General features: G+C 71.0%; 19 protein-coding genes and 2 tRNA genes. 14 read left to right on the top strand and 7 right to left on the bottom strand.

Translation table 11 applies throughout. The features are described 5' to 3' along the window. The first annotated feature begins 151 nt into the window (after positions 1-151). Positions 152-1,354: an MBL fold metallo-hydrolase gene (locus tag ACZ51I_RS09280; protein WP_468873059.1), complete on the top strand. Its 1,203-nt coding sequence runs from the start codon at positions 152-154 to the stop codon at positions 1,352-1,354. Positions 1,355-1,446: 92 nt separating this feature from the next. On the opposite strand, the gene ACZ51I_RS09275 is transcribed toward ACZ51I_RS09280, so the two are convergent. The 4 genes from ACZ51I_RS09275 to ACZ51I_RS09260 all read right to left on the bottom strand — a co-directional run bounded on the left by ACZ51I_RS09275 (position 1,447) and on the right by ACZ51I_RS09260 (position 3,173). After that, positions 1,447-1,525, bottom strand: a tRNA-OTHER gene (locus ACZ51I_RS09275). Positions 1,526-1,667: 142 nt separating this feature from the next. Beyond that, complete coding sequence (locus tag ACZ51I_RS09270; RefSeq protein ID WP_468873056.1) at positions 1,668-2,045, bottom strand: nuclear transport factor 2 family protein; 378 nt, start codon at positions 2,043-2,045, stop codon at positions 1,668-1,670. Positions 2,046-2,421: 376 nt separating this feature from the next. After that, positions 2,422-2,577 carry a DUF6131 family protein gene (locus tag ACZ51I_RS09265; RefSeq protein WP_468873054.1) on the bottom strand — a complete coding sequence of 52 codons (156 nt, stop codon included), beginning with the start codon at positions 2,575-2,577 and terminating at the stop codon, positions 2,422-2,424. Between the two features lie 104 nt (positions 2,578-2,681). After that, the gene (locus ACZ51I_RS09260) at positions 2,682-3,173 is read right to left on the bottom strand and encodes a flavin reductase family protein (protein ID WP_468873051.1); all 492 of its coding nucleotides are present in this window, start codon (positions 3,171-3,173) and stop codon (positions 2,682-2,684) included. Between the two features lie 273 nt (positions 3,174-3,446). Here ACZ51I_RS09260 and ACZ51I_RS09255 point away from each other — a divergent pair, with 273 nt between their 5' ends. Continuing rightward, the gene (locus ACZ51I_RS09255) at positions 3,447-3,980 is read left to right on the top strand and encodes a DUF7822 domain-containing protein (RefSeq protein ID WP_468873049.1); all 534 of its coding nucleotides are present in this window, start codon (positions 3,447-3,449) and stop codon (positions 3,978-3,980) included. Between the two features lie 53 nt (positions 3,981-4,033). On the opposite strand, the gene ACZ51I_RS09250 is transcribed toward ACZ51I_RS09255, so the two are convergent. Next, entirely contained in the window at positions 4,034-4,588 is a 555-nt protein-coding gene (locus ACZ51I_RS09250) for a hypothetical protein (protein ID WP_468873047.1), read from the bottom strand. Between the two features lie 332 nt (positions 4,589-4,920). Here ACZ51I_RS09250 and ACZ51I_RS09245 point away from each other — a divergent pair, with 332 nt between their 5' ends. The 7 genes from ACZ51I_RS09245 to ACZ51I_RS09215 all read left to right on the top strand — a co-directional run bounded on the left by ACZ51I_RS09245 (position 4,921) and on the right by ACZ51I_RS09215 (position 10,800). Then, on the top strand, positions 4,921-5,643 hold the full coding sequence (locus tag ACZ51I_RS09245) for a restriction endonuclease (RefSeq protein ID WP_468873813.1): 723 nt from the start codon (positions 4,921-4,923) through the stop codon (positions 5,641-5,643). A 116-nt stretch (positions 5,644-5,759) separates the two neighbouring features. Further along, positions 5,760-6,212 (top strand): SRPBCC family protein, encoded by a 453-nt coding sequence (locus ACZ51I_RS09240; RefSeq protein ID WP_468873045.1) that lies wholly within the window; start codon positions 5,760-5,762, stop codon positions 6,210-6,212. A 586-nt stretch (positions 6,213-6,798) separates the two neighbouring features. Next, the gene (locus tag ACZ51I_RS09235; protein ID WP_468873042.1) at positions 6,799-8,814 is read left to right on the top strand and encodes a sensor histidine kinase; all 2,016 of its coding nucleotides are present in this window, start codon (positions 6,799-6,801) and stop codon (positions 8,812-8,814) included. Between the two features lie 7 nt (positions 8,815-8,821). Then, on the top strand, positions 8,822-9,256 hold the full coding sequence (locus ACZ51I_RS09230; RefSeq protein ID WP_041132185.1) for a roadblock/LC7 domain-containing protein: 435 nt from the start codon (positions 8,822-8,824) through the stop codon (positions 9,254-9,256). Positions 9,257-9,258: 2 nt separating this feature from the next. Then, positions 9,259-9,630: a DUF742 domain-containing protein gene (locus ACZ51I_RS09225; protein ID WP_468873040.1), complete on the top strand. Its 372-nt coding sequence runs from the start codon at positions 9,259-9,261 to the stop codon at positions 9,628-9,630. Continuing rightward, on the top strand, positions 9,608-10,231 hold the full coding sequence (locus tag ACZ51I_RS09220; protein ID WP_468873037.1) for a GTP-binding protein: 624 nt from the start codon (positions 9,608-9,610) through the stop codon (positions 10,229-10,231). The genes ACZ51I_RS09225 and ACZ51I_RS09220 overlap by 23 nt, the downstream gene beginning before the upstream one ends. Continuing rightward, on the top strand, positions 10,228-10,800 hold the full coding sequence (locus ACZ51I_RS09215) for a GAF domain-containing protein (protein ID WP_468873035.1): 573 nt from the start codon (positions 10,228-10,230) through the stop codon (positions 10,798-10,800). Before ACZ51I_RS09220 ends, ACZ51I_RS09215 begins: the two co-directional genes overlap by 4 nt. A gap of 76 nt (positions 10,801-10,876) precedes the next feature. Here ACZ51I_RS09215 and ACZ51I_RS09210 read toward each other — a convergent pair whose 3' ends face one another. Further along, on the bottom strand, positions 10,877-12,085 hold the full coding sequence (locus ACZ51I_RS09210) for an acyl-CoA dehydrogenase family protein (protein ID WP_468873034.1): 1,209 nt from the start codon (positions 12,083-12,085) through the stop codon (positions 10,877-10,879). A gap of 562 nt (positions 12,086-12,647) precedes the next feature. Here ACZ51I_RS09210 and ACZ51I_RS09205 point away from each other — a divergent pair. From ACZ51I_RS09205 to ACZ51I_RS09185, 5 genes are all read left to right on the top strand, one after another. Beyond that, positions 12,648-12,721 (top strand) — tRNA-Pro (locus ACZ51I_RS09205). A 772-nt stretch (positions 12,722-13,493) separates the two neighbouring features. Continuing rightward, positions 13,494-13,940, top strand: coding sequence for a subtilase-type protease inhibitor (locus ACZ51I_RS09200; RefSeq protein WP_468873032.1), 447 nt, complete (start codon positions 13,494-13,496; stop codon positions 13,938-13,940). A gap of 482 nt (positions 13,941-14,422) precedes the next feature. Beyond that, positions 14,423-15,274 carry a DUF72 domain-containing protein gene (locus tag ACZ51I_RS09195; protein WP_468873030.1) on the top strand — a complete coding sequence of 284 codons (852 nt, stop codon included), beginning with the start codon at positions 14,423-14,425 and terminating at the stop codon, positions 15,272-15,274. A gap of 403 nt (positions 15,275-15,677) precedes the next feature. Beyond that, positions 15,678-17,018: a globin domain-containing protein gene (locus ACZ51I_RS09190; RefSeq protein WP_468873027.1), complete on the top strand. Its 1,341-nt coding sequence runs from the start codon at positions 15,678-15,680 to the stop codon at positions 17,016-17,018. Next, positions 17,015-17,872, top strand: coding sequence for a pyridoxamine 5'-phosphate oxidase family protein (locus ACZ51I_RS09185; protein WP_468873025.1), 858 nt, complete (start codon positions 17,015-17,017; stop codon positions 17,870-17,872). The genes ACZ51I_RS09190 and ACZ51I_RS09185 overlap by 4 nt, the downstream gene beginning before the upstream one ends. Positions 17,873-17,974: 102 nt before the next feature. Here ACZ51I_RS09185 and ACZ51I_RS09180 read toward each other — a convergent pair whose 3' ends face one another. Next, positions 17,975-20,230, bottom strand: coding sequence for an ADP-ribosyltransferase domain-containing protein (locus ACZ51I_RS09180; RefSeq protein ID WP_468873024.1), 2,256 nt, complete (start codon positions 20,228-20,230; stop codon positions 17,975-17,977). Positions 20,231-20,306 lie beyond the last annotated feature (76 nt).

The raw sequence follows: 20,306 nt of genomic DNA, 5'->3' as shown, positions 1-20,306 counted from the left end.
GAACGGCGGTTCAGTACGGCCGACCGCCCGACCGCCCGACCGCCCGACCGCCCGACCGCCCGACCGCCCGACCGCCCGGCCGCCCGACCGCCCGGCCGACTCCGGTGCGGGCCGCTCATAATGGAACGACCCCCAGAGATCAGGAGGTCCTGTGACCGGTACCGGCTCCGACCGTTCCCCGCGGGCCCGGCTGCGCGCGCTGCGCCCCGAGTCCTTCGGCGCGGATCCCACGGGTGAGCGTCTCGCCCGGATCCGCCGCTCGCCGAACTTCGCGGACGGGATCTTCCAGAACCCCGAACCGGCGCGACGCGGCCCCTCCGGGTCAAGCGTCGAGCTGGCCAAGATCTACTTCGAGAAGGAGGGGCGCGCGCGCCGAGCCCCCACCGGCGCGATCCCCGTCCACCCCACCACCCTCGCCGACCTGGCCAGGCCGCCGGCCACCGGTCTGCGCCTGACCTGGATGGGGCACTCCAGCGTCCTGGCGGAGATCGACGGCCACCGGGTCCTCTTCGATCCGGTCTGGGGCGACCGCTGCTCGCCGTTCCCCTTCGCGGGCCCCAAGCGGCTCCACCCGGTGCCTGTGCCGCTCGCCGCACTCGGCCCGGTGGACGTGGTCGTGATCTCGCACGACCACTACGACCACCTCGACCTGCCCACGATCAAGGCCCTGGCCGGCACCGACACGCTCTTCGCGGTGCCGCTGGGCGTCGGTGCGCACCTGGAGCACTGGGGAGTGCCCGCCTCCCGCCTGCGCGAGCTGGACTGGAACGAGTCCACCGAGATCGGCGAGCTGAGGCTCACCGCCACCCCGGCCCGGCACTTCTGCGGCCGGGGACTTCGCAACAAGCAGCACACCCTCTGGGCGTCCTGGGTCGTGGCGGGACCGTCCCACCGGATCTTCCACAGCGGCGACACCGGCTACTTCTCCGGCTTCAAGGACATCGGCGCCGCGCATGGCCCCTTCGACGCCACGATGATCCAGATCGGTGCCTACTCGGAGTTCTGGGCCGACATCCACATGACGCCCGCCGAGGGTGTCCAGACCCACCTCGACCTGCAGGGAGGCACCCCGGGCGGTGTCCTGCTGCCGATCCACTGGGGCACCTTCAACCTCGCCCCGCACGCCTGGGCGGAGCCGGGGGAGTGGACGAGGGACGCGGCCGAGAAGGCCGGCCAGGCGGTGGCCACCCCCCGGCCGGGCGAGCCGTTCGAGCCGGCGGGGAAGCTGCCCGAGGAGCCGTGGTGGCTGCCGGTGTCCCGTCCGATCGAACGCCCGTGGCTCGGCCCCCGGGGTATCGAGGTCGCGACGGAGGACACGCGCAGCGACGACCTCGACCTGGCGGGCGATCGGTGACGCCGAGCGAGGACGACACCGGCGGGACCGGTGCGCCTGCCGACCACCCGGTGGTCCGGGCCCTCGCCGATCGGAGGGGGATCACTCCCGGATGGCCTCGCCGGGATTTGAACCCGGGTTCCGATTCCGGGCGAACCGGAGACCGGTGTCCTTGGCCGCTGGACGACGAGGATGCGTGCACCATACCCGTCGGCCAGGAGCGGGTCAGCTCTCTTTCCAAGGACGGAACGACGGCTGACCCGTGAGCCGGCTCCGCGGGTGTGCAGCGCTACGGCGCCTCGCTCAGCAATGCCGCCGGAACGGGCTCACCGCCTCATGCGTTCGGCACGGGCGTGGCCTGGTGGTAATACATCCGCCACCCGGATTCCTCGTCCGACTTCCGCCAGATCGAGCTCCTCCGGGCTCGTCTGCCATCGATCATGGTTTCGAACGTCAGATGCACCACCCCGGGCGCCAGTACGGTGCCCGTCATCTCAGTGGGCACATACTGCGGGCCATCGTCGGCCGCACCCTGCATGTCCGGCAGCGCCGAGAGCATCGACGGGCGATCCCACCTGCGCCCTGAGGCCCCCACCTCCACGAACTCCGGATCGAGGAGTTCGTCCGCCAGTGCCCTGGAGGACCGGCCGGCCGGACTCAGCAACTGCAGCTCTCGCTCGATGACCTCGGCCACGCAGCTTTCCACGTCCATGGGAGCATCTTGCTCCAGCTCACCTGGGCAGTCGCAAGCGAATTGAGGATTCCACCGCGCGGCTGGTCCGGGCGTCGACCTGAACCGCTCCGAAAGGACCGCACCGGCCGACCCCCGGTCCCGAGGCGGTCATGGCGGCACAGCGTTCGCCGATCCGGGCGGCCGTTCGGGGCGGCGTCGTCGACGGCGAAGTACGGCATCGACGACGCCGGGATGTCCAAGCGCTCGACGAGGGCTTCGCATACCCGTCCACTGGGCGCCTTCGGGGAGGCGACCACGACCGGACGCGCGGTGGCTGGGCGACGCGGCCCGTGGCTCGGCGCCGGAGGGCATCGCGATCACCGGAGACGCCGGTGGCCGGGACTGTTCGGGCTGGCTACCAGTAGTGCCGACGCCCACCGACCTGGTGACCGACCGCGCCCAGGATCCAGAGGATGACGCCGATCACCACGAGGATGATCCCGATGGTCCAGAGAATGTTGATGCCGACCACAAAGCCGATGACGAGCAAGATGATGCCGAGGACGATCATGGTGTCCTCCGATTCCGCTGAGGCTTCAATCCAAGAGTAGGCGTCTCTTCCGCTTGCGGCCTCCGGGAGCGGAGCTTCGGCAGGGAGGATCCGGAACCGTGATCTCAGGCCGGGTGACCCGGCGAGAGGTCTGCCACGTCACTGAACCGGAGCAGCGGCGGCCTGACCGGGCCGGGCGGGCTCTGCGTGACGGGGACGAGCAGGAAGCCGACGTGGTCTCCTCCGGCTCCCTCGACGAGGTTCTCCACCCGGCCCACGAGCCAGGCGCAGGAGTCGTCCAGTACCGGCGCTCCGCCCTCCCCCGGACGCCAGGCGATCCGGCCGAACTTGTCGATGTCGTCGCCGGTCCGGCCTCCGAACAGCTCGGCGACCTCCTTCTGGTCCCGGCGCAGGGCGTGGACCGCGAGGTGCGAGGCGCGGCGCGCGATGCGGTAGGTGCGGTTGGCGGTGGAGAGCCACACCATGAAACGGGGCGGGTCGATCGAGCATTGCGAGGCGAAGCCCACCAGGCAGCCGCCCTGCTCGCCGTCGGCCGACGCCGTGACGGCGTACATCGGGTAGTCGAGTACGTCGGTGAAGCCGTCGAGGCCGGCCACGGTCAGCTCCTCGGGTACGGGGGCAGGTGCCCGCGCAGCGCGGAGAGCTCGGCCGAGCACACTGTGCGGGTGGGCTCCATTCTGGCGCGGAGCGGTGTCGTCCGCCGCTCGGGGTGCCGCTTCGACCGCCCGGCGCGGCGGCGCGCGGCGTACCGCCGTCGGCGCGGCGGGGTTTCGTCGCGCCGACCAGGCCGGGCTCGCGGTGTACCCGACGAGACGCCCAGGAGTCCGACGGAGCCGGCAGTGTCGGATCCCGGTGCTAGCGTCCCCGCCATGGCAAACCGTTCCTATCTCTACTCCGCGGACTCGATGCCGAGCGAGGCGGAGCTCCCCCAGCGGATCCGGTGCATATCCGAGCACAACTGGGACATCCCGCTCGCGCACAAACTCATGGCGGGGCGCGGAACGACGATCGTCCCGTCCATGATCTGGAATCCTCCGATCGGCATCGCCGCGGAGTACGCCGCCGGGGCGGCCCTGCTCCGTGACCTCCTGCACGCGGTCGGCAAGGGCTTGGAGGACGACGCCGAGTTCGCCGAATGCGCCGCGAGGACCACGGCCCACCTCGAGAAGCAGCAGGCACAGTACTTCGTCCTCGAGACCGGGGAGATCATCTCGATGACGGGCGAGGATCCGGCAGCGAGCGTGCGGCGTCTGGTGGCCGAGGACATCCCCGACGCCGTCGCCAAGGCCGAGGCGGCGATCGTCGGCCAGAACGACGACTGGCTGGCCTCGGTCCGGGCCGACTGGCAGAGGCACTTCGCGTCCTTCTACAGCGAGGCGCTCTACTTCTCCTTCCCGAACTGACGGGGCCCGCGGCGCGGTGCCGGGCGATCCCGGCATGATCGACGAGACACCCCCTAGTCCCAGCACCCGGTCCTCGCGCCGTCGGTCTCCGAACCGGCTGCGATGCGGAAGCCGGATCCCGAGGCGAATTCGGGACCGGCCTTGTAGCCCTCGAACGCGAACTCCCGGGCCGTCATGAAGGAGACGGTCAGCATCATGGCCTCCCCGTCCGCGCCCTTGGTGAAACACAGCCCCGCCGTCTCCGCGGGTACGGGCGGCTGCCCGGGGTCCGGCTCCAGTTTCCAGCCGTCGCGTTCCGCCGCCGTTCGGTAGTGCTCGAGCACCTCGGACCTGGTGCCGGGGAAGGCGTACGTGCGCTCGGCGAACAGCCAGGCGTCCCCGCTGTCGTCGAGGCACCCGGGGGCGAGGTCCTCGAAGTCCCTGGGGACGGTCGCTCTCGCGGGCCTGGATTCGAGGATGGGGAGCGATCCCAGGTCCTTCACCCGGCTCTTGGTTCCTTCGCAGCTCTTGAAGGGGGAGAGGAACGAGCAGCCGGTCAGGCCGCCGGCGGCGAGTGCGGTCGACAGCAGCAGACCGGCCAGGCGGCCCGGTCGTATCCGGATCAACACGATGGCTCCAGGAGTAGTGGTCGGCGAATGGCGAGGGGAAACGCCGGTCCGGTGTCCGTCGGCTGCCGCAGGGTGGTGTCACCGCGCACATGGCCCAACTGGAGGACGGTACCGCCGGTTTCGACGCTGGTGGTGAGGTCGCCGTCGTCGCGTGGGGACGGCGTCCGGGGCTCAGGGCGGTGGTCCGGCACAGGCATCGGAGGCGCTGTCGTTTCGAAAGGGCGTACGGGGTTAGACGGGAGTCGGCCACACCGGCGCGGTCCCGCAGCCCCGGCCTGAGGGCGGGAGCGAGGGCCGAACGCGTCGCACACCAGGAGGGGGCCCGCATGGCAATGGTCGGCGGCAAGGGCAGGAGCGCGGTCGGGAAAGGCTCGGGGAGGACCGGGCGCGACGTGGCGTTGGCGGTCGGGCTCGCCGGGGCCGTCGGCGGCGGAGCGTTGCTGCTGCTCAAGACCGCCCACGAGACCGGGGCGGGGATGCCCCTCATACCCGTGGCACTCGTGGCGGTCCTCGGCCTCGGACTGGCGATGGCCCGCTGGAGCGTCGCCCCCACCCGCCGCCGTCCCCACCCGCGGCCCGAGGTCCCCGTCGAGCCGCCCCCCGTCGGCACCGACGCACTGGACCACGCGTCCGTCGACGCCGACGGCTTCGAGCACACCGTCGCCGCGCTCTGCGCCCGGGACGGTTGCTCCGCCGTGGAGGTGGTGGGGGGTGCGGGCGACCTCGGCGCCGACGTCGTCGCGACGACCGCGGACGGACGCCGTGCGGTGCTCCAGTGCAAGCACTACGCGGACGACCACCGGGTCGGATCCCAGGACCTCCAGCGCTTCGGCGGCACCTGCTTCACCGTCCACCAGGCCGACGTGGCCGTCATCGTGACGACCAGTTCGTTCACCGCGCCGGCCCTGGAGTACGCAGCCATGAGCGGCATCCTCTGCGTCGACGGCGCGGCCCTGGACGACTGGACCGCATCGGCGGCCCCCGCCCCATGGGACGCACCGGCCCCGGAGGCCGAGGGCGACGACCGGAGCGACGCCCTCGACGCCGCCCGCTGAGTGGCGGCGGGCATGCCGCGGGTCGGATGAGGTGTGAGCGGCGCCGTACGGGATACGCGAAGACAAGCAATCCGTGCCATACCCGGCACGATCCGATCAGCAGAAGGGTGTTCACCATGTCGAAGGTCGAGGAGTCCGTCGAGGTCGACGTCCCGGTCCGCGCCGCGTACGACCAGTGGACCCAGTTCGAGACGTTCCCCCGGTTCATGGACGGGGTGGAGCGGATCGAGCAGCGGACGGACACGCTGACGCACTGGGTGACGGAGATCGACGGCGTGCGGCGGGAGTTCGACGCCGTCATCACCGAGCAGATCCCGGACGAGCGGGTTGCCTGGACGACGGTCGACGGAGAGGTCGGGCAGGCCGGCGTGGTCACCTTCCACCGCCTGAGCGACGCGCGCACGAAGGTCATGCTCCAGATGGACTTCGAACCCGAGGGCGTCGCCGAGACGGTCGGTGACAAGCTCGGTCTCGTCAAGCGGCAGGTGACGGGCGACCTCAAGCGGTTCAAGTCCTTCATCGAGCAGCGCGGCGGCCAGGAGACGGGGGCCTGGCGCGGGTCGGTCTGAGCCTTGGGTCACCCCGCACAGGGCTTTGTCGGGCCGGGGGACCGGTCACGGTCCGCCAGGGCCGGAGGTCGGCTTCGCGGGTGGCCGGGGAGCTTCCGCTCTTACCGACCGTCACCGGACGGTCGGGGCGAGGACGGCGTACGCCTAGGTCCGTGGGCCTGAGCCGCTCCCGTTCCCCGGGACGGAGGGCCACGCAGGAGCCAGACGCGGGTGCGCGCGTACCCCCTGGGGGCCGGCCCTGCCGCCCTCCTCCAGAGGATTCCGGTCGGAGACGATTTCCGCAGAGGGCGGAGGCGTGAGAACGCCTCCGCCCTCTTCCGCTCCCGCTCGCCGCAGCCCCTCCGGGTCGGAGCGGCGACTTTCGGCCGATCGCTCTCGGCCTGTCGTACCAGGGGCAATACCAGAGCGGCCCGCTCTACGGGTAAGTTTGCCAACTGCGCACCGCACATGAACGGTTGACGACTACAGTGTGTGGTTGATGATCATCGGTAGGCTCGTCGCACGTCTGTAGAAAACCTCCCCCGTCGACCCCCTGCAGAACGCCCCCCGCAGTACGCCGAATCCTGGGCACGTACCAAGGACACTCATGTCTCAACTTCGCGCACCCGCCTCGCGGTCCGATCGACGCGAGGGCGGACGGCACGGCCGGCCAGGTGCCCGCTCCGCCACCGGTACCCACAGCAACCCCCCGGCGCAGACCAGCGCACCGCTTCCCGCGGAAGCCCGCATACGCCCCCAGCTCCTGCGCACCTCCGTCCTCCCCGCCGTCGCGGTGGCCCTCGGCGGGGCAGCGGCCGTTCTTTTCACCATCCGCTCCACCGGAGCCACTCCCACGCCCGGCCTCTGGGCCGCGCTCACCGGCGCCGCCGCCCTCACCGTCGCCTCCCTGACGGCCGCCGCGCTGGGCGCCGACCGGGCCGCCAAGGCCGTCCTGGACCGCTGCAACTCCCTGCGCCGCGCCAGCGCCCGCGGCCAGAGCGAACTCCGGACGGTCGTCGAACAACTGCGCAGGGGCGAAGGCCCCCCGCCCCGTCCCGCGCAGCCGGCCGCCCCCGGGTCCGGTGACGAATTCGATCTGCTGTCGCAGGAGCTGACAAGGTCTCACGAGGCCGCCGTGGCAGCCGTCGTGGAGGCGTCCCGGCTCTCCAGCAGCGTCGGAAACGAACAGAAGGTCGAGGTTTTCGTCAACCTCGCCCGACGCCTCCAGTCCCTGGTCCACCGCGAGATCCAGCTCCTCGACGAGCTGGAGAACGAGGTCGAGGACCCGGAGCTGCTCAAGGGCCTGTTCCACGTCGACCACCTGGCCACCCGCATCCGCCGCCACGCCGAGAACCTCGCCGTGCTCGGCGGCGCCATCTCCCGCCGCCAGTGGTCGAATCCGGTCACCATGACCGAGGTGCTGCGCTCCTCCATCGCCGAGGTCGAGCAGTACCCGCGCGTGAAGCTCGTCCCCCCGATCGACGGTACGCTCCGGGGCCATGCCGTGGCCGACGTCATCCACCTTCTCGCCGAACTCGTCGAGAACGCGACGCTGTTCTCCGCGCCGCACACCACGGTGCTGCTGCGCGCCCAGTACGTCACGGCGGGCCTCGCGATCGAGGTCGAGGACCGGGGACTGGGCATGCCCGTCACCGAGCAGAACAAGATGAACGCCCTGCTCGCCGATCCCGACCAGGTCAACGTCGCGCATCTGCTCCAGGACGGCCGCATCGGACTCTTCGTCGTCTCGGCGCTCGCCCGCCGGCACGGCATCGCCGTGCGCCTCCAGTCCAACATCTACGGCGGTGTCCAGGCCGTCCTCGTCCTCCCGCAGGGCCTTCTCGGCTCCGACCCCGAGGGCCTCGCGCAGCACGAGCGCCAGACCGCCGCGACCGTCGGCTCCGCGGCGATCCCGCCCGGCCAGGTGCAGATGCAGCCGCAGGGCCTGCCCGGGGCCGCCGCGTCGAGCCATGTCCCCGCCCCGGCCCCCGCCCCCGCGCCGAGTCCCCTCCCGGCCCACGCCCCGGCCCCCGCGCCGAGCCATGCCCCGGCCCCGGTCGTGGCGCACACCTCCGGCCACACCACGGGCCCCGTCTCCGGCCACCTGCAAGCGCCCGCGCCGGCTTCCATGAGCGGGACACCGGCCATGAACGGGACACCGGCCATGAACGGGACACCGGCCATGAACGGGACGGCCGCCACGGCCCCCGTACCCTCGCCCTCCCCCGAGCGGGCCGCACCGCTTCAGCAGGAGAGCCCCGCGCCCGGGTCGTACCCCTACGCCCGCACGAGCGAGCGGCCGAGCGCGTACGGGGACCCCGGTCACGCCCCCGTACCGGCCCGGCAGTCCGGTGCCGAGCGCCCGGGGCCCCCGGAGCACCTGCTCTCGCCGCTCCGCCCGGCTCCCCGGGCCGATGAGGACGGCCGGCCCCTGCTCCCCAAGCGGCGCGCACAGGAGCACATCGTCCCGCAGCTGCGGGACCAGCCCGTGACCCGCAGGACCGAGGAGCACGCTCTGCACGACCCGGGCCTGATGGCCGCGTTCCAGCGCGGTATCGGCCTCGCCGAATCCCAGCCCGCCCCCCATGAATCGCCGCGTCCCGACGACGCGCACAAGGAGTAGATGCACCATGGCGAGCAATGTGCCCACCGGCCATTCCTCGGACCTCGACTGGCTGCTCAGCGGACTGGTCCAGCGGGTCCCGTACACCCGCAACGCCGTCCTCCTCTCCTCCGACGGTCTCGTGAAATCCGTGCACGGTCTCGACCCCGACGCCGCCGACCACATGGCGGCCCTCGCCTCCGGGCTCTACTCGCTCGGCCGCAGCGCGGGCGCCCGGTTCGGCGACGGCGGCGAGGTCCGCCAGGTGGTCGTGGAGCTCGACTCCACCCTCCTCTTCGTCTCCACCGCGGGCTCCGGCACGTGCCTGGCCGTCCTCGCCGGGCGCGAGGCGGACGCCGCCGTCCTCGGGTACGAGATGGCGATGCTCGTCAAGAGCGTCCGGCCGTACCTGGTCACCCCCGCCCGGCAGGCCGCCGGCGCGGTGGGCGGTCTCGGGCAGTAGTCGTGACGTCTCATCAGGACGGGCCCTGGCTCGACGACGCGGCCGGGCGGCTGATCCGCCCGTACACCGTGAGCGGCGGCCGGACCAAGCCCACCACCGCCCTGGACCTGCTGTCCATGGTGATGGCGACCGGATCGTCACCCCAGCCGCACATGGGCCCCGAACACAGCCTGGCCCTCGGGCTGTGCGAGGGGCCCACCTCGGTGGCCGAGATCGCGGCGCACTTACGGCTCCCGGCCGTCGTCACCAAGGTCCTGCTCTCCGACCTCGTGGACTGCGGGGCGCTGACCGCCCGGGCTCCCCGCCTCCACGCCAACCCAACCGACCGTTCCTTGCTGGAGGCAGTGCTCGATGGCCTACGAAAACGGCTCTGAGCGCCACGACGGTCTCGCGGCCGACCCCTTCCCCACCGCGCTCAAGATCCTGGTGGCGGGCGGATTCGGCGTCGGCAAGACGACCCTCGTGGGCGCGGTCAGCGAGATCGAACCGCTGAGCACCGAGGAGCTGCTCACCTCGGTCAGCGCGGCCACCGACAGTCTGGAGGGCGTGGAGTCCAAGACCACGACCACCGTCGCCATGGACTTCGGCCGCATCACGCTCGACGACCGTCATGTCCTGTACCTCTTCGGAACCCCGGGCCAGGAGCGTTTCTGGTTCATGTGGGACGAGCTCTCCGAGGGCGCGCTCGGGGCGGTCGTCCTGGCCGACACCCGCAGGCTCCAGGAGTGCTTCTCCGCCGTGGACTTCTTCGAGCGGCGGGGGATCCGGTTCGTCGTGGCGGTCAACGAGTTCGACGGCGCCTACCGCTACGAACCGGACGAGGTACGAGCCGCCCTCGACCTCAAGCCGGAGGTGCCGGTCGTCCTCTGCGACGCCCGGATCTCCAGCTCCGGAATCCGCACCCTGCTGACCCTCGTGCAGCATCTGCTCACCACCATCCCGGACACCGTGCCGAGCTACGGAGCCACGCCATGACCTACGACCCGACCGCTCACCTCCTGCTGACCCCCATCGACAAGGAGGCGCCCGCCCGCGTGCAGCGGCTGCGCGAACTCGGTCTCGGGGAGCGGCCGGACCCGGCGTTCGACGACTTCGCCCACCGGCTCGCCGAGGTGACCGGCGCGCCGTTCTCGATGGTGAACTTCATCGACGAGAACCGGCAGTTCTTCGCGGGGCTGCACACCCCGGAGGGCACGCACTCGGGCAGCGACCTGGGCGCAGCGGCGGCGGGCGGGGGCGGCGTCGGCCGCTTCATGGCCCGTGACCACGGCTACTGCCCGCACGTCGTGGTACGGCGCAAGGCGCTCGTCCTCGAGGACGTCTGCGACTACCCGCGATTCGCGGGAAACCCGGTCGTCGACGAGATCGGCATCCGCTCCTACATGGGGGCGCCGCTGATCGACCGTACCGGTGTCGCGCTGGGCACCATCTGCGTGGTCGACACCGACGTCCGGCCGTGGGGGCGCGCCGGTCTGGAGACGATCAAGGCGATGGCGGCGGAGCTCATGGAGCAGATCCACCGCCGCGAGGACGGCATGTTCTGATCCGTCCCGACGGACGCCCGGGAGCCCCGGTACGGCCGCTGCCGTACCGGGGCTCCCGGTCCGTGGGGGTGGGAGATCAGATGTGCGCCGGCTCCGGCGCCGGCGTGCGGACAAGGTCGGAGAGCCGCTCCGACCAGCTGCCCTTGTCCTGGCCGAGAGCGACCTCGGCCAGCCGCAGGAGCTGGATGTCGGAGGTGCCGGCCGGGGCGAAGATGTGGTGGGCGTCGCGGAGGTACCGCTCGATGGCCCGGTCCGTGAAGAGGCCGGCGGCGGCGTGGATCTCCATGGCGCTGCGGCCGGAGTCGATCGCCGACTCGACGTTGACGAGCTTGGCGTTCATGAGCTCGGTGTCGCAGGAGAGCCCCTGGTCGAGCAGGTGCACGGCGTGGTACGCGGCCAGCCGGGCGGTCATCAGCCGGGACTGCATCTGCCCCAGCTTCAGCTTGACCGTGGGGAGCTCGTGGAGCGGCTTGCCGTACCGGATGCGCTCGGAGGCGAACCGTGTGGTCTCCTCCAGGATCGCCTGGTGGATCCCGAGCGAGACGGCGGTGAGGTTGGCCCGTCCGTACAGCACGCTGGAGGAGTACGCGACGGCGAGGCCGTCGCCCTCGTCGCCGAGCCGGTTCGAGGCCGGGACCCGGCAGTTCTCGAAGATCAGCTCGCCGAAGCTGAAGCCGTGGAGGCCCATGGCCTGCTGCTGGGGACCGAGCCTGAACCCCGGGCGATCGGATTCGACCAGGAAGGCCGTGAGCCCCTTCGATCCCGGACCGGTCCTGACCACGACGCCGTGCAGATCGCCGACGTGGCTGTTGCCGACGAAGACCTTGCTGCCGTTGAGGATGTAGTCGTCGCCGTCCCGGACCGCGCTCGCGCTCATCCCGAGGACGTGACCGCCGGACTCGGGCTCGGTGACGGCGATGGTCGGCAGGCACGCGCCCGCGGCGATCTCCGGAAGCCAGGTCTTGCGCTGTTCGTCGCTGCCGAAGTGGACGATCTTGGCGGTGCCCAGCTGGGAGGCCTGCACCATGGCGCCCATGGCGCCGCTGACCCGGGAGAGCTCCTCGATGATGATCGTCTTGGCCAGGTGACCGGCGCCCATACCGCCGTATTCCTGGCTGATTGTCGCGCCCAGCCAGCCCTGTTCGGCGATCTTGCGGGAGAGCTCGTGGTGGACCGTCCGGGAGGCCTCCATCTCGGCTATCCGTGGCCGAACCTCACGCTCCGCGAAGTCGCGGACCGTCTGCCTGAGCTCATGATGCAGTCGGCTGCTGAAGTAGCTGTCCATCCGAGTTCTCCTCTGCGAAACGCCTGCTCGTCTAGTTGTCCGCGCAGGTGGTGCATCGGCAGTGGTCCCGTCCCGAACAGGCCGACCTCTTCATGGTGTTGATCTTTCCGGAACGGATCAATATCGCCACCAAGTTTGTCCGAAACCTGGATGGTTGACGTCCCTTTCTGACTATGTTTCATGTGGTCTCGGCCTGCTCGAGCCGGTCGACAGTCGATTTCCGACGGTCAGCTTTCTGCCACATGCCAACGGCAACGAAGGTGCGGGCATATGGCGTGGGGACTGCCTGGTGTCGCCATATGAGCCCCCGCTTCCCCAGGGGAGCGGCCTCCCGAGCCCCCGCGACCCCTTCCTTGCCCACGTGACACCGGCCTCCGATCTCGTGCGGCAGGGGCGCGGGCGCGTTTGGGGGCGTGGAGGCGCGTCACGGAGAGTGAACCGGGTATGACGGGTTTGACCGGCGTGCGTGGCCGGGTCGGAAACCCGGACGTGACCACCGGAGAAAGTGCGGTATTGTTCTCATGCGCGTTCGGCCAGGGGAAACCCCAGGTCAGACGGGTATCGGGACGTGGCGCAGCTTGGTAGCGCACTTGACTGGGGGTCAAGGGGTCGCAGGTTCAAATCCTGTCGTCCCGACTCGAAAGAGTCGCAGGTCAGGGGCCGTTTCAGAGTAATCTGAAACGGCCCCTTGATCATTTTTGGGGACCAGTGGGGGACCACCCCGCCTCCGCCGTCAGCGGCCGACGACAAGCGGGCTCCGCACGAACCGCGGGGACCATCGTTCTCCTGCTCGGGACCGGTACCGAAACGGGCAGCCGGCCCCGCCGCAGTCCGGCCTGAACAGCACCGCCGAGCAGGTACGCACACACTGGTCGCCCGGGCCGAGCGCGCGATCTCGGACGGCCGGTACTCCGACGCGCTCGTTCCCGGATGGGCGGTCGACGCCCGCCTCGCTCAGGACGGACGTTTCGCGGTGACCGTCGACGTGGCCGCAACTCCAGCGGCTGCCGGAGATCCTGGCGGCTGTCGGTAAGGGGCAGGACCACAGCAGAGCCCGGGCGGGGCCGTGGTGAGGGCCAGCCCGGTTCGGCTGGAGGAGCCGAGGTCTTGGGTTCCGGACGATGACGCGTGGGTACGGGCGGTCAAATCCCGAACTTTTTCCGCGACGGTGCAGGTCAGCGGATCGTTCGAGCTTGGACTTCCCGTGTCGTCCGCGACCGGGGAGCGGGGCGGAGTACCGGAACACACCCTTTCAACTGGCCGAACGACCAATCGGTAGGTGGCTGTTGCGGGCGCGGCCGGAAAGCTACGACCACGTGTGCGATCACCCTCCGCTTCGACAAGACTCCGGTGCGCAGCCGATCGGCTCGCATCACCACCCCTGTCACCCCACGAAAGGGACACCTCCGTGCGCTACTTCCATACCCTCGGCGCCACCGCGTTCGCCACCGCGACCGGCCTCGCGCTCGTCGGCACCGCCTTCACCGGCACGGGCGCCGCTGAGGCGGCGCCCGCGAGCCTCTATGCGCCGTCGGCACTCGTGCTCACCCTCAGTGAGGGTGAGCACGCGGCGACCAATACCGTCGTCCGTGCGGTCACCCTGACCTGCGCCCCCGTACCGTCCGGCAGCCACCCCGCGCCGAAGGAGGCCTGCGCGGAACTGGCCTCCGCAGATGGCGACTTCACGAGCCTGACCGGTTTACGGGAAGGCCGCCCCTGCACCCGCGAGTGGAAGCCGGTCACGATCACAGGTGACGGCGTCTGGCGAGGCCGGCGCGTCAACTGGTCGGCGACCTACGCCAACCCGTGCGAGCTGATGGCCCGTACGGCGGACAGCACGGTCTTCGCGTTCTGACAGAACCCCCGAGCGGCTTTCCTCAGGGACATCCGGCCCACCGGCCCTCCTGGTGACGCAGGCAGGGCCGGTGCTTCGCGGCCCGCATGGTGGAAGCGACGGCTCCCGCATCCCGGCAGGGCCGAGCCACCGGCCGTGGGGCCCGATCGCGCGACGTCATCCACCTGTCGGTGGGCAAGCCGCGGCCTGCCAGAGCCGCGCCGCGCACCCCGCATCTGCGGCAGGTGCGGAGACATCTCGAGGAGTCGGCGCTTTGCTCCGAGGAGCCCGGCCTCCGCCCCGGGCTCTGGGTGCAGTTCGAGGCGCGCGGCCCCTCCGTAACCGATCGCCGGAGCCTCGGCGTCCGACGTCTTCCAGTGGTGCGGTGGACGACTTCATGGCGGTCGCGCCATGCCATGGCCTCACACGTGAACCCGCCGTTCGTCACGGAGCGAGGTGAGGGCTTTCGCGGGTAGAGGGGCGAGGAAGAAAGGACGGCCGGTATGGGCGAGTTGTTGATCGGGACGTGTTCGTGGACGGACAAGGCGCTGGTAGCCAGCGGATGGTACCCGCCCGGGCGGCGTGACCCGGAAGGGAGGCTGCGGCACTACGCCGAACGCTTCTCCGTCGTGGAGGTCGACGCCGGCTACTACGCGCTCCCCAGCGTGCGCAACAGTCTGCTCTGGAGCGAACGCACGCCGCCGAGCTTCCGGTTCGATGTCAAGGCGTTCTCCCTCCTCACCGGCCACCCGACCCGCAAGACCGCCCTGCCCGCCGACCTGCGCGACCACGCCCTCGGCGACCCGGAGCTGCTCGACGAGGTCTGGCATCGTTTCGGCGCGGCCCTGCGACCCCTGCGCGAATCCGGCCGGCTGGGCGCCGTACTGTTCCAGTTCCCGCCGTGGTTCGGTCCGGGCGCGCGGGCGGAGACCGTGCTCCATGCCACCAGGAAACGGGCGTACGAGTGGCCGATGGCCGTGGAGTTCCGCCATCCGGACTGGTGGCGCGAGGACCAGCGGGAGCGCACCACCGCGCTGTTGAGGGACCTGGACGCCACCGCGGTGGCCGTCGACACGGTCCAAGGGCTGCCCCACTCGATGCCTCCTGTCACACCCGTCACGTCCTCGGGGCTCGCAGTGGTCCGCTTCCACGGCCGTAGCGCCGCGTGGGGGACCGGAAGCAAGGAGGACCGCTTCCGTCATTCCTACACGCGGGGGGAACTGGCCGCCTGGCTGCCGCGCCTGCGCTTTCTGGCGGACCGGGCCGAGCAGCTGCACGTCCTGTTCAACAACTGCTGCGGTGACGCCGCGGTACGCGCCGCCGAGACGCTGAGCGGTCTGCTGGAAGGTTCCTGAGGTGACCGTCCGGATGCCGCTGCCGCAGGGGCGAGTGACCGCTCGCGCGGCGGCGGCCCGAAACGCAGGTCGGAGGTGTTCTCTCTTCCGTCGGAGGGCGGTCAGGAACAACGGTCGGCGGCGTCTTGAGGGGGCGTGGTCTACACCGGCCCGTAAATGTGAAGGAGATTTGGTGAATCCGTGAGTCTTCTGTCGGCGAATCGCGTGCCGACTCGGGTCGAAGGGGACGGCGTGCCCACCCGACTCGTCAGTAACCCCGAGCTGACCAGCGAAAACACGCAGGTCGCGGACGTGACGGAGTGCCCGCGCCATGTTCGCTCGAACGGGGTATGGTCTGCCCGCGTTCATCTGATCGGATGAATGGTGAACGAGAAGTGGGGCACCAGGGGCCTGTGGGCCCCGTGTGACGACCGGCCCAGGACGAAAGACCGACCGTAGACGTTCGAGGCGAGGCAGACCGATGGAAGTTCCGGCCAACGGTTCGGCCGACGGCGACCGGACCGACGGGGGCATGGGCGGCGGAGGCTGGTTCGCGCGAAGCCCCGGCAGGGCCACGGCCGCGCCCCGCTCCGTACCGCCGCAGCGGCGCCACCCGGAGGAGCCGCCCGCCGCACCCGCGGAGGCTTCCGACACGGAACTGCTGCGCCGGACGATGGCAGAGATCGAGCCGATCGCCGACACGGTCACCTCGTACTTCTACGCGCTGCTCTTCCTGCGCCACCCCGACCTTCGGGCGCTCTTCCCCGCGGCGATGGACACCCAGCGCGACCGGCTCTTCAAAGCGCTGCTCACCGCCGCCACCCACGCGGACGACCCCGACACCCTGACCACGTACTTGACCCACCTCGGGCGGGGCCACCGCAAGTACGGCACCCGGCCCGAGCACTATCCGGCCGTCGGCGAGGCCCTGATCGGTGCCCTCACCCGGTACGCGCCCGTGAACTGGGGGCCAAGGACCCAGGCCGCGTGGGTCAGTGCCTACACGACCATCTCCCAGATCATGATCGACGCGGCGACCGCGGACGAACTGCGCGCGCCCGCCTGGTGGCAGGCGGAGGTCGTCGCCCATGAGATGCGTACGAAGGACATCGCGGTCGTCACGGTCCGGCCCGACCAGCCGTACCCCTTCCTCGCCGGGCAGTACACCGCCCTGGAGACGCCCTGGTGGCCACGGGTCTGGCGCCACTACTCCTTCGCCTCCGCCCCGCGCTCCGACGGCCTGCTCTCCTTCCACGTCAAGGCCGTGCCGGCGGGTTGGGTGTCCAACGCCCTGGTCCACCGGGCCCGTCCCGGTGACGTCATCCGACTCGGGGCGCCCACCGGCTCCATGACGATCGACCACACCACCGACAGCGGGCTGCTCTGCCTCGGCGGCGGTACCGGCATCGCGCCCATCAAGGCCCTGGTGGAGGACGTCGCGCAGCACGGCCGGCACAGATCCGTCGACGTGTTCTACGGTGCCCGCCGCAACGACGACCTGTACGACTTCGACACCATGCTGCGGCTCCAGCAGTCGCACCACTGGCTCTCGGTCCGGCCGGTCGTCGACGACGGTCCCGCCGGCCTGTCCGGCGGACTTCCCGAGGCGGTACGCGAGTACGGCTCGTGGCACACCCACGACGTGTACCTGTCCGGCCCGCCCGGCATGATCCGACGCGGCGTCGACACCCTGCTGGACATGGGCGTCCCCTCCCGTCGCATACGGCACGACTCCATCGAAGGACTGGTCGGGGCAAGTACGTGAGCACTTTCGAACAGGCTGAGCAGCGGCAGACAGTGACGGCGCCTCTGCGCACCACCCGCCCCGGCAGCGACGGCGAACACCTGATCCAGCAGCGCCTGGGCACCGCGGAGCGCGCCGACCGGTTCTACGCGGAGCAGGTCCTGGACCACCTGAACCCGCGGATGCGGGAGTTCGCGGCCCGGCAGGAGATGTTCTTCCTCGCCACCGCCGACCGCCACGGCGAGTGCGACAACACCTTCCGCGCGGGCCCGCCCGGCTTCCTCCACGTCCTGGACGACGTGACGCTCGCCTACCCCGAGTACCGGGGCAACGGCGTCCACGCCAGCCTGGGCAACATCGAGGAGAACCCGCACGTCGGCGTCCTCATGGTGGATTTCCTCCGCGACCGCATCGGACTCCACGTCAACGGCCGGGCCAGGATCGTGGCCGACGACGACATGCGCCGTGACCACCCCACGCTCGCGACCGACCCCGTGCCCGGGCGGCGGGCCCGCGTCTGGGTGGAGATCACGGTCGAAGAGGCGTACATCCACTGCGCCAAGCACATCCCCCACCTGCAGAGGGTCCCCGCGCGCGACTCCGGCCGCTCCTGGGGGACGGACGACGTGAAACGCAAGGGCGGCGACTTCTTCGGAGCGGCCGCCGACGCGCCGGAGCGGGGCCCCTTCCTGCCGCCGCCCCGTGCGACCGCGGCGAGTTGGCGTGCCGAGGCGGAGCGGGTCCTGGCGAGGGCCGTCCGGCGCGATGCCGACGGCGCGGGCACCGGAGTGTGCGCCGCGAGCGGACCGGGGGCCGATTCCGAGGCCGGGGCGTCGAGTTTCAGCGGCTGGTTCAGAAGGACCGCCTCCGGCTGACCGGCATGCGACGTCGCCGGCGCAGCCGCCCGGGGCGGAGGGTGTGACGTGCGTGCTTCCGGCAGCCGGCGGCTGAACGCCGCTTCGCCGCCCTCGGGCGGTCTACGAGACGAGCCCCTGGCCCTCCAGTTCCGTCAGGCGTACGGTGCACAGCCCGCCGCGCTCGGTGCTCACCTCCGTCACCTTCAGCCGGGTGCCGGGGGTGAGGATGTACTCCTCCTCGCCCGTGAACGCGGAGAACCGCCGTATCCCCACCGCCCGCGCCGGCGTCACCTCGAACAGCGTCCGCCGGCCACGGCTGCCGAGGAAGGCCCGGGCCACGCTCGGCTCGGACGTGCACGACGAGACGCCCCACCACGTCACCGTCCGCCCCAGCGGGTACTGGGACCGCAGGTCGAGGGACACTCCCCGCCACAACGGCCGGGTCTGCGCCGGCAGCTCGGCGACGGCCGAGAACAGCAGCCGCAGATACGGCAGGTAGGGCACCAGCCGCTCCCGGTCCGGGGACCGCAGCACGGCGTTGATCTCCCGGTAGAACGCCGACTCGCACGTGTACAGGTACAGCGCCGAGATCGCGTCCGCGGACAGGCCGGCCCCGGACGCTCCGCCCGCGGCCTCCGCCTGCGCCACCTTGGCCTCGGCGAACCGGCTCGACCGCTCGACGTACCGGTCCAGGTTCGCGAGCACCCGCGTCACCGGCTCGACGGCCTTGCGGAAGTCCATCACCGGCGTGTCGAAGACTCCGGTGATCGGTGGCAGGACGAGACCCTCGTCCTTGACGCTCGTGAGCCGCTCCAGATACAGCTGGTGCAGCTCCATCGTCGACGCGATGAACGCGCCCATCCGCTCGGAGCCGGCGGCGTCGGGCGTGTGCTGGTCCCACCCCCTGCTCGGCAGCCAGTCCACCGGCTCGGCCCCCACCGCCGCCAGGGCGTCGTTCACCCAGGTGAAGTGGTCCCCCTCGCAGAAGGCGTCCCCCTGCGCGGCCGGATTCACGTGGTCCAGGTGCCTAACCTCGACCCCCGGGTACTTCTTCTCAAGGCGCTGGACGACCCGCTTCAGGCTCCGGGCGTGCGCGCCCCACCAGGCGAACACCACTCCGCGGTCCTCCTCGCCGGCATCCTGCTTCGCCCGGAGGATCTCCTCGATGATCTGCTCGACCACGGGCCGCCAGAAGGACGTGTGCCGATCGGTCGGCGCCGCCCCGTCCGCACTGGCCGTGAGGGAGGCGTTCAGCAGGAGCACGCCCTGGGTGAGCATCGCCTGGAACCACTCCGGCGGCTGGACCGTGTCCTCCTTCTCCAGCAGGGCGCGGACGCCGGCGATCGGCGTCTTCCTGGCGATGCCGTACTTCCACATCGCGGCCGCCTTGATGAGGCAGCGAATACTGACCACCCGGCCGAACTGACTGTCCTTCCAGTCGTGGAACGTGTTGTCGAACATCGCGATGCCGGTCGCGCTCTCCGCCCGCGGGTACGGGTTCTGCCCGAAGGCCACCACCTTCCACTTGTGCGGCGGATGCGGCTTCAGCGCCTGGAACGTCAGCTCGCGCACCGGAACCACCTCGGGGCTCCGCTTCGGTCCGACGAAGGCGCCGGCCCCCGGCTGCGCCTCGATCACCGGGCCGAGCAGCGGCAGCCACGGCTCACCTCCGCCGGTGAACAGTTCGGCGAGCCCCAGGGGGTCCGCGGCCGGGGCGACGGAAGGCTGCGCCGGCACCTTGATCCGGACCCGCTGGGCCGGCCCCGCGCCCTCGATGTCGTCCAGCTGCCCCAGTACCGCGGCCCGCAAGGCGTCGTAGTCCGCGAACCCGTGGTCGTGGAACAGCGTGTAGCCCGTCCACATGAGGTTGGCGCACACCTGGGCCGGCACCTGTCCCGTCCGCGCGCCGAGACCGACGAGCGCCACGGACCGGATGCTGCCGGGCTTCGCCAGGTTCTGCAGGTGGACCGCCTGGAACGCGGCCGCGCACGCCAGCGCCACGTTCATGGTCTCGCTGACGTTCTGCGAGGACTGCCGCATGGTCGGCGTCGAGATCAGATAGCGCGGCACCGCCGCGCCGGAAGGCACGCACACGGCGCTGCCCACCGGCAGGCTGCCGCCGAACCGCTCGCGTATCGCCCGCTGCACCCGCACCTGGACACCGGCCCCGAGGTGGCGCTTGACGACGGCGTCGACCCCTCCGTCCATCCGGCCCCGCGCGTTCGTGGGGGACACCCACGCGTCGGCGTCCACGTCGAGCACGGAACCCCGCCGGATCTCCACCCCGGGCGTGTCCGCGAACGCGGACCGCCAGGCCGCCACCACCTCGTCGTTGACGTCGACGAGAACGACCTTCAACGCACGCTCGACACCCACGGATTCCCCCTCCCGAGCAACCTTCCGAACGTCCTCGAAGCTATCGCCCACCACTGACAACGCCCTCGCTCCGAGG

It is taken from the genome of Streptomyces sp. NPDC034084 (assembly GCF_055575535.1).
Note: the sequence above shows the minus strand (reverse complement) of the source record. Positions and strands in the feature narration are given on the sequence as shown.

Excerpts from the sequence above, each read along its gene's own strand:
- ACZ51I_RS09270 (WP_468873056.1), bottom strand. The coding sequence starts at position 2,045 with ATGGACGTGGAAAGCTGCGTGGCCGAGGTCATCGAGCGAGAGCTGCAG.
- ACZ51I_RS09265 (WP_468873054.1), bottom strand. The coding sequence starts at position 2,577 with ATGATCGTCCTCGGCATCATCTTGCTCGTCATCGGCTTTGTGGTCGGC.
- ACZ51I_RS09255 (WP_468873049.1), top strand. The coding sequence starts at position 3,447 with ATGGCAAACCGTTCCTATCTCTACTCCGCGGACTCGATGCCGAGCGAG.
- ACZ51I_RS09245 (WP_468873813.1), top strand. The coding sequence starts at position 4,921 with ATGGTCGGCGGCAAGGGCAGGAGCGCGGTCGGGAAAGGCTCGGGGAGG.
- ACZ51I_RS09240 (WP_468873045.1), top strand. The coding sequence starts at position 5,760 with ATGTCGAAGGTCGAGGAGTCCGTCGAGGTCGACGTCCCGGTCCGCGCC.
- ACZ51I_RS09235 (WP_468873042.1), top strand. The coding sequence starts at position 6,799 with ATGTCTCAACTTCGCGCACCCGCCTCGCGGTCCGATCGACGCGAGGGC.
- ACZ51I_RS09230 (WP_041132185.1), top strand. The coding sequence starts at position 8,822 with ATGGCGAGCAATGTGCCCACCGGCCATTCCTCGGACCTCGACTGGCTG.
- ACZ51I_RS09220 (WP_468873037.1), top strand. The coding sequence starts at position 9,608 with ATGGCCTACGAAAACGGCTCTGAGCGCCACGACGGTCTCGCGGCCGAC.
- ACZ51I_RS09215 (WP_468873035.1), top strand. The coding sequence starts at position 10,228 with ATGACCTACGACCCGACCGCTCACCTCCTGCTGACCCCCATCGACAAG.
- ACZ51I_RS09210 (WP_468873034.1), bottom strand. The coding sequence starts at position 12,085 with ATGGACAGCTACTTCAGCAGCCGACTGCATCATGAGCTCAGGCAGACG.
- ACZ51I_RS09195 (WP_468873030.1), top strand. The coding sequence starts at position 14,423 with ATGGGCGAGTTGTTGATCGGGACGTGTTCGTGGACGGACAAGGCGCTG.